This is a genomic window from Mycobacterium sp. ML4, assembly GCF_054515735.1.
In genome coordinates this window covers 1-8054 of record NZ_JBTNSY010000055.1, presented here as the reverse complement: position 1 = coordinate 8054, position 8054 = coordinate 1, and the positions used below count along the sequence as shown (strand labels likewise).

The following is an 8054-nucleotide window of genomic DNA, read 5'->3' as shown; positions in this document are numbered from 1 at the left end:
GGGGCCATCAGCCAACGAGGCGGTTCGGGCGACATTTCGGCGCTTATGCATAGTGCACCTTTGTATTGACGCCTTGTCGTCGAACACTGGGTATGAACCCGGGGTAACAACCGCCAGGCCGGTCGGTCGGCGTCAGCGCGAGACGGTGGGGGGACCTGACGGGGACGGCTCAGCGGCTGACGTTTACTGGTAACCCGCAATATTGGATTCCGCCATATTGCCCCGCCAGTGCGGGCCTTTAGGCGTAGGTCTGTCAGACAGCAGAAGAGGCGTCGTAACCGCCGGGAAGATCGAAACGCGGTGAGCCCAGTACCTCACCTGGTGGGGAAGGCGACGGTTTGCTGACCCTCTGAACCTCGGGATGCAGCAGCGGGACCGAGCCCAACAGGAACACTCGACCGCTCTTGTCGACGGGCAATCCGGCGTCCCAAGCCGTCTCATCTAATGCATCATTGAATCAACTAATGAATCATTATCACATCGGTGCTGGTAGGTCCCATCGCGAAACGAGTGTTGGTCGGCGCGTGTCGCGGCGACCGACCCAGACGGAGGCGCTATGCGCTTGGCGAATCTGTCGTAACGCATTGGCGTCGAAGCGGTTTAGCCAAATCAACTCCAAACGCGGGGCGAGGTCACTCGGAACGTCCGTGATTCATCAGATGAAAACGGCGTACTTAACCTGACATAATGTCGCTTATCGGCATGAGGATTCGCATCGGCCGAGGGAAGGTCAAGGCTGAACGCCGGAGGCGATTGCGTCATGGAGGTCGGCGGCGCGAGCCTTGCAGCCTCACTGATGCGACGCAGGCCCATCCGCGAGTACCACCTGTTCATCTCGTCTCGGCGCTCGGCGCCTGGCACGCGCCTCCAACCCCGATTTGACTGTGACGAAGCACTGAGACGGCCGTAGTGATGATCCTGCGTTGCGTGGACGCCGGGTCGGTTCAACCGCTGCAGCCCTCGCTAGTAAACGTCACGGTGACGAATCATCTTGAAAGCGGGTTGGCCTTCCGCCGAACGCCCTTTGGTTGACACGCTATTGATCAGAAGCGCTGCCAGTTCGCCGCAGATCCGTCGGACGACGCAAAGAGCCTCAATGAGGCTTCTTCCAAATGATGCCGTAACGCCAGAGCGGGAGTCTGCGCCAGGCCAGCCCCGGAAGGACATGCTCCGCAGTCTGTCGAACTTGCGAATAAGTGTGAGGAAAGTTCGACTGCACGGGTGCTGTGTGCTGCCAGTAACCCCGAGTGCGCGAGAAGATCTGGTGTTGGACCGCGCCGACCGCATCGGCGGCGTAGTCGCCGATTGTCGAATTCCGCGCGCACCCAATGATCACGAGAGATCCTCCGGGGGCTGTGAGGTCTGCCAGTCGCGCCAAAGCTGCGCCGAGGTCTGGGAGATGGTGAACGGTGGCGACAGCCGCCACAACGTCGTAGTGACCGACCGGCAAAGGGGTGGTCATGATGTCACCCGCAATCCACTCGACTGCCGGCCAATCGGATTTCGCGCGCCTAATGACAGAAGCGTCGGAATCGACACCAACGACATCAGCGATCTGCTTGCTGAGAAGGGCTGCCAGCAAACCGTCGCCGGCGCCGACGTCAAGGGCCGTCCTCGCGCCACGGGGCGCCGAGGACAAAACGATGTCGTAGTAGTGGGTGTTGTGGTTCCACCTGCTATGGCCTTCTTCGAGATGCACGCCGTCCATTGTGGTCCCCGACATAAGGAAACAACCGGACCTGAATTTTCGTTGCATTCGGGTTGCGCGCGCCGCCGAGATCTTGCGGTAGCTGGACTCAGCTGCGACCGCACCCCAACCGTGGCGAGGGCTGTCAAAGGCGTCGCCAGCCGTGCGACACATTGGCGCACCCTCACCCGGACTTACGCCGACACGCCCTGACAACGGAGGAATCCGCCTCAAGCAATCAAACGTCATAGTCACGAATTCAACTGCACAGCCAGCTTATTCGTGAGCGTGACCGACGGCGACCGGGCTACGGCTACTCAGGTTGCCCCGTTATTTCCGGTTTGGTCGAACAACAGCCCGCCGTTACCGCCGGCCCCCGGCGTACCAGGAACCGTACCAGTTCCGCCGTTGCCACCATTGCCACCGTTGCCCACTAGGACGGCATTGCCGCCGGCGCCACCATTTCCACCCGTGCCCGCGGGCCCACCGGCACTGCCGCTCGTACCACCGGCACCGCCCGTTCCGCCGCTGCCGATCAGCCCGGCGTTGCCGGCGTTGCCGCCGTCCCCGGCGATGTTCTGGAAGGAGTTTCCTCCGTCGCCGCCGTCGCCGCCGTTGCCCATCAGCAAGGCACCACCGCCACCGGCGCCGCCCTTACCGCCGAGGAGACCACCGATCCCCCCTTGGCCGCCGGCCCCGCCGTCGCCGACGAGAACACCTGCACTGCCACCGGCGCCGCCGGCGCCAGCGCTTTGGGTGCCGCTTCCGCCGGAACCACCGGCCCCTCCGCTACCGAACAGCAGTCCCGCCTTGCCGCCGGCCGCCCCGGCCCCGCCCCGGGTGACCATGCCTAATCCGTCCCCGCCGTTACCCCCGGCTCCGCCGTTCCCGCTTAAAATCCCCGCCGCGGCACCGAGTCCACCGGCCCCGGCCGTAGCACCCGCGCCACCGGACCCGCCGGCACCGCCGTTGCCGATCAACGTGTTGGCGCTTCCGCCGGCCCCGCCCAGGCCGCCCACGATGGAACCGGCTCCGCCGGTACCACCATGGCCTCCATCGGCGATCAGCATGCCGGCATTACCGCCGGCTCCGCCCGCTCCACCCGCACCGGTCAAGCCCAGACCGCCAGTACCACCGTCGCCGCCATGGGCGAATAGCAGACCGCTGGCACCGCCGGCGCCGCCGATCCCTCCATCGACATTTCCCACGCCGCCGCTGCCGCCAGCACCACCCGCACCGCCCAGCAGTCCGCCCGCACCACCGGTGCCGCCGGCGCCTCCGCTGCCCAGCTGTCCCGCTCCGCCGGCGCCGCCAGCACCCCCGGCGCCCAGAAGGATTCCGCCGGTTCCACCGGCTCCGCCCATCCCGGCGATTCCATTACCGCTGGAGCCTCCGGTACCACCGGCGCCGCCATTGCCCAGCAGCAGGCCACTGGCGCCACCGGCACCGCCTGCGCCCCCAGGGTTGTTGCCGGAGGCGAGTCCGCCGGCACCGCCGTGGCCACCGTTGCCGACCAGCAAGCCGCCCGCTCCACCGACTCCGCCGTTGCCGCCCTTGCCGTTCAGGGGTCCGCCGCTGCCACCAGCACCACCGATGCCACCGTTACCGAACAGACCCGCCGCCCCACCGGCGCCGCCGTCCCGATTGGCCGCTCCCGAACCGCCGGCCCCACCGTTGCCATACAGGATGCCGCCGGCCCCACCGTTGGCCCCGGTACCAGGCGCGCCATTGGCGCCGTTGCCGATGAGTGGACGACCGAAAAGCGCCTGCGTCGGCGCGTTGACCACACCGAGAAGGTCCTGCCCGAAAGCTTGTAACGGCGAGGCGTTGCTGGCCTCAGCACCGGCATAGCCGAGACCAGCGGCGGCCAGCGTCTGCACAAAGTCGTTGTGGTACAGCGATACTTGGGAACTGAGTGCGTGGTAGGTCTTGGCATACGACCCGAATAGCGCTGCGACGGCGCCTGATACCTCGTCGACACCGGCGGACAGTATCTCCGTCGTCGGACCCACCGCCGCGGCGTTCGCCGCAGCAATTGCCGCACCGATGCCCGCCAGCTCTGGGACCGCCGACGCCAATATTGCCGGGTCCAAAATCACAAAAGACATCGCAATCCCCTCGAGTACAGTGCAGCCCGAACCCGCCCTGCCGAGGTGACGGTATCGACTTAGCAGAGCATTCGACGGGCAAACACCGCGGGTTGACAGCGAGCTCACAGCTAGGGATGCTGAACTCCCGACGTCCTAAGTTGGCGACGGCAGATCTACGAGCAATCGCCCACTTGGTCGATGACCTTCTTCAACGGAGCTGCGGGCGCGACACCGGGGACGTAACCGGGATTGTCCGACGACCACGCGATCTTTGAGCAGTACCCGGGGCCGGTCGGCTGCCCCGCACGCCATGTATCGAGCGTTGGCCGGCAGTTGTAGAGGTCAGCCTCGCTGGCGAAAACGGAACGGTCCGGCATGCCGGGTGCGTGTTGCCAGATGATCAAACCGCTCGAGACCGGCAGATCGCACGGTGACTCAGGCACGGGAACGTTACCGCCCTGACTGTGCGCCATCGGCGCGAAGATCACCACACACGCGGCGAGCACTGCGCCGGATCCGGCTATCAATGGGATGGCCACGCGCTTGCCCTCCTTTGGACCAAGGTAGGCATGTTGCGCACTACCTACCTACACGCTAATCCCCCGGCGTCCGCGGCGTCAGAAACTGCGATCGGGGAAGCGGCAATTATTTCGTCACCGTGACGAAATAATCTGTGCGTCAAAGTAATTCGTGCACCGACAAGGCTGGCGCTGGCAAATGTCCGTTCTCATTGATCTTGGGGCATTCTCATCGAATCTGGGGTAAGCGCGTGTCTTTCTCATTGAATCTGGGGCAACGGGCTTAGCGTTTGTGTGTGCTGACGTCTGTATCGGCGAGCAATCTAACTCGAACTGCGATGCGGCGCACCGGTCCAGTCGTTGGCGCACACAACCCTCGCGAGTGTTGAACTCCAAGTCTCAGCGCGAAAAACTCGCCGGCATCGTGGGTCCGACCGGCCCTCGACTCGCCGCCTCCGAGTTGCATTCGACCATCTGGGGCGCCGCGCCAAACCTGTGGGACGACGGCCATCTACGCGCAGCCGTGCAGACCGCAGCAACCGCACCGGAGGGGCTGTTGCAGTCCACCGCCGGCCCGAGCCTCTCTGGTGAAAACCTCGCTGTGCTGTATTCGGTCAGCGAACCGGTGCAGGGTTCTCCGCGACTTCGGATCGGCGGAGTCGATCCTGCGTCCAAAACGTGGAAATCAGCTCATGAGGGTGCCGCGGCTCTGGTGCGTGGCGCCTTCTTGGCCGTGCGCAACCTCGTCTCGCACCCTGGCTGGCCGGAACCCGACATTGGGGAGGCCCTGGAAATGATTGCTGTTCTGAGCCATGTAGCACACCTTGTCGGGCGGTCTGACACGATCTCGGCGCCATTGGGCCGGCATGTCGCCGCAAGACGTCGGATGAGGTCGGTATATTTTCTGGCATGTTCCAATACCCGGATCAGCAGAAGGTCATCGACGACCTCGGCGACAAGTTCCTCTTGGCCTTCGTGAAGGCGGTCGAGACCGCGCGGGATGATCTCACTGCGTTCGAGCAATTCCGGCCCGCGTGGTTCGTGAACTTCTCCAAGCGTTTCGTGGCCAACTTCATACATGAACGTATGTGGGACGGCATGGTGCGGCAGCTCGTCGACCACGCTGAAGTCACCATCGTCGACAACGAGCCCACCCGTCAGATTCACTTCGGCAGCAACTACGTGGTGCGGTTCAAACGCCATTCCGGCGCCCTGAAAATCGAGTCCTTCCCGACACCAGGCGCACTGGCTTTCTGGACCAATCGCGCCACGTTGCCTGGTTTGGAGCTCATGACCTTGGCCATGGGCTATATCTGGAATCCCGACATTGGCGAGATCGGCGACGCCATCTTGTCGTTCCGGGACGGCAAGGACAACCCCGTGTGGTCAGTGACGTTGAATCCCAACGGGGGTGAATCCGCGGCCGACATCACGTGGGCACCCGTACCGCCGGAGCTGCCGCAGCTCGATCTCAGCGAGATCGTGGACGACGAGAGTTCGACGGACGAAGGATCATGACCAGGATCGGCGACGTCATCCTCACCACCCGACGTGCCGCCGGTCTGACGCAGGAAGAACTCGCCGCACGGCTGGGTATCACCCAGGCGGCGTTGTCTCGTTACGAGAATGACTTGCGTGAGCCCGATGATGAGGCCGTCGCGAAGATCAGCGAAGCCCTCGACGTGTCACCGGAGTTCCTGACTCACGCGTTCCAGCTCACGGGCGCGATCGCTGCGGATGCACACATGCGGCGCCAGAAGACTACGAAGGTCAGTGACTGGAAGGCAGCCGAAGCCAAGCTCAACCTGTACCGGATGCGCTCAGCGTTCCTGATGCGCCGAGTGCCGATCAATCCCGCCAATCACATTCCGACGTTCGATCCCGACGACACGACGCCGGCCGATGCGGCGAAGATGGTGCGCGCCCAATGGCGGATGCCGATCGGTCCAGTGCGCAACCTGACCAGATGGATTGAGTCAGCCGGTGTGATCGTGATCGAAGAGCGCCTTGGTACCAAGCGAATTGACGGCCTGTCGCAATGGGCAAGTGATTGTCCGGTGTTGCTGTTGAATGCAGATCTGACCAACGACCGAAAGCGATGGACCCTCGCGCACGAACTGGGTCACCTTGTCCTGCATTCCAGCTACGTCGATCCCGACGTGGAAGCCCAAGCCGACGCGTTCGCCGCCGAATTCCTCATGCCCCGCCACGTCATCGAACCCGATCTACGAGACCTGACTCCATCGCGGCTGATTGCGCTCAAGAAGCAGTGGGGCGTGTCGATGGCTGCCCTCTTCGAACACGCCTATCGGCTTGGCAAAGCAACGGGCACCGATCGGCAGCGGTTCTACCGGAACATGAACGCTCGTGGGTGGCGTCGGAATGAACCTGCTGCCGACTCAATCGCCGATGAGACACCAGAACTGGCTCGTACCATCGGTCAGACTCTCCTCAATACTGCGGGACTGACCAGAGATGAGGTGGCGCGACTTACCGGACGTCGGGAAGCCGCCGGCGAGGTCGTCTTCTTGCCGCCAGAGACACGCTTGCGAGCTCTCTAGGAAAAATTGAATATGACTCCAGTGCAAGGCTATTGGTGAGGAGTTCCCGATTAGATCCTCGGACGACGCAAGGTTCAATGAGGCTTCTTCCAAACGATGGCGTTACGCCAAAGCGGGAGCCGACGCCAAGCCGCTTCGGGAAGGACATGCTCCGCAGTCTGTCGAACTTGCGAATTGGTGTGAGGAAAATCCAGCAGCACGGGTGCGGTGTGCTGCCAGTAGCCCCGAGTTCGCGAGAAGATCTGGTGCTGGACAGCGCCGACCGCATCCGTGGCGTAATCGCCGATTGTCGAGCTGCGCGCACAGCCGATGATGACGAGAGATCCGCCAGGGGCGGTGAGGTCTGCCAATCGCACTAGCGCAGCGCGGAGGTCGGGGAGGTGGTGAACCGTGGCCACCGCCGACACCAGGTCGTAGTGATCGACAGGCAATGGGGTGGTCATGATGTCACCCTCAATCCACTTGACCGCCGGCCAATCGGATTTCGCGCGTTCAATGACAGAAGAGTCGGAATCGACGCCCGTGACTTCGGCGATCTGCTTGCTGAGACGATATGCCAGCAGACCGTCCCCGGCGCCTACGTCAAGAGCGGTGCTCGCGCTGCATGGCGCCGCGGACAAGACGACGTCGTAGTAGTGGGTGTTGTGGTTCCACCTGCTATGGCTTTGTTCGAGTTCCACGCAGTTCATTGTCGTGCAGGTCATTCCGATCCGGAGATGCCTCGTCATGAATGTGCGGCGTTGCCGGCCGTCCGATGCACCACCGATCATGCGTGCACATCCAAACCAAGGATTGGGCCTTAAATGCGGCTGGGCGATGGACGTTCCGGGCCGTATTGACGTTCACCGCAGGTATTGTCACGGCATAGCAGGATGCTTCAGCGCGTGGACCGCTCGTCGAATCGTAGAGAGCTGACTAGTAGTGACAGATCAATGGCCGCTGCTCGTCGCCGAACCCCTCAAGGGCGAACAACTGGTCAGCAGTCAACTGCGACCGCGAGCCGGGGCCGTGGCGATCGACCGGTACGACTACATGTCGGCGTGCGATTGTGTGCGTGACCTCTGCGGAACTTGGGGCGGTGCCGGCACTCCGCTCATTCCGGTCAGCTCGTCGGAGAACATCGATCCGCGCTGGTCAAGAATTCTAAATGAGAGCAATATCGACGGAGTCGAACGCTCCAATCTTCTGGACGATGACG

At 63.2% G+C, this 8054-nt stretch carries 8 protein-coding genes; 4 read left to right on the top strand and 4 right to left on the bottom strand.

Features of this window, described 5'->3' with window-relative positions; genetic code table 11:
- Nucleotides 1-1093: 1093 nt before the first annotated feature.
- From ACX9NE_RS28955 to ACX9NE_RS28945, 3 genes are all read right to left on the bottom strand, one after another.
- A complete protein-coding gene (locus ACX9NE_RS28955; RefSeq protein ID WP_459365200.1) occupies nucleotides 1094-1699 on the bottom strand; it encodes a class I SAM-dependent methyltransferase in 606 nt (201 codons plus the stop codon).
- Between the two features lie 305 nt (nucleotides 1700-2004).
- Nucleotides 2005-3795, bottom strand: a complete 1791-nt coding sequence (locus ACX9NE_RS28950; protein WP_459365199.1) for a PE family protein — start codon at nucleotides 3793-3795, stop codon at nucleotides 2005-2007.
- 155 nt (nucleotides 3796-3950) lie between these two features.
- Entirely contained in the window at nucleotides 3951-4316 is a 366-nt protein-coding gene (locus ACX9NE_RS28945; RefSeq protein WP_459365198.1) for a hypothetical protein, read from the bottom strand.
- Nucleotides 4317-4587: 271 nt separating this feature from the next.
- Between ACX9NE_RS28945 and ACX9NE_RS28940 the strand changes: the two genes are divergently transcribed.
- From ACX9NE_RS28940 to ACX9NE_RS28930, 3 genes are read left to right on the top strand one after another with little or no spacing between them, the layout of a single operon-like run.
- Nucleotides 4588-5274, top strand: coding sequence for a TIGR02391 family protein (locus ACX9NE_RS28940; RefSeq protein ID WP_459365197.1), 687 nt, complete (start codon nucleotides 4588-4590; stop codon nucleotides 5272-5274).
- Nucleotides 5205-5813, top strand: coding sequence for a hypothetical protein (locus tag ACX9NE_RS28935; RefSeq protein WP_459365196.1), 609 nt, complete (start codon nucleotides 5205-5207; stop codon nucleotides 5811-5813). Before ACX9NE_RS28940 ends, ACX9NE_RS28935 begins: the two co-directional genes overlap by 70 nt.
- Entirely contained in the window at nucleotides 5729-6856 is a 1128-nt protein-coding gene (locus ACX9NE_RS28930) for a helix-turn-helix domain-containing protein (protein WP_459365195.1), read from the top strand. Before ACX9NE_RS28935 ends, ACX9NE_RS28930 begins: the two co-directional genes overlap by 85 nt.
- Nucleotides 6857-6930: 74 nt before the next feature.
- Here ACX9NE_RS28930 and ACX9NE_RS28925 read toward each other — a convergent pair whose 3' ends face one another.
- Nucleotides 6931-7536 carry a class I SAM-dependent methyltransferase gene (locus ACX9NE_RS28925; protein ID WP_459365194.1) on the bottom strand — a complete coding sequence of 202 codons (606 nt, stop codon included), beginning with the start codon at nucleotides 7534-7536 and terminating at the stop codon, nucleotides 6931-6933.
- A gap of 241 nt (nucleotides 7537-7777) precedes the next feature.
- Between ACX9NE_RS28925 and ACX9NE_RS28920 the strand changes: the two genes are divergently transcribed.
- Nucleotides 7778-8054, top strand: a 277-nt coding sequence (locus tag ACX9NE_RS28920; protein WP_459365193.1) for a hypothetical protein, incomplete at its 3' end; no start/stop codon positions are given.

Bases quoted from the DNA above. Each gene is read 5' to 3' on its own strand.
- ACX9NE_RS28950 (WP_459365199.1), bottom strand. From the start codon at position 3,795: ATGTCTTTTGTGATTTTGGACCCGGCAATATTGGCGTCGGCGGTCCCA.
- ACX9NE_RS28935 (WP_459365196.1), top strand. From the start codon at position 5,205: ATGTTCCAATACCCGGATCAGCAGAAGGTCATCGACGACCTCGGCGAC.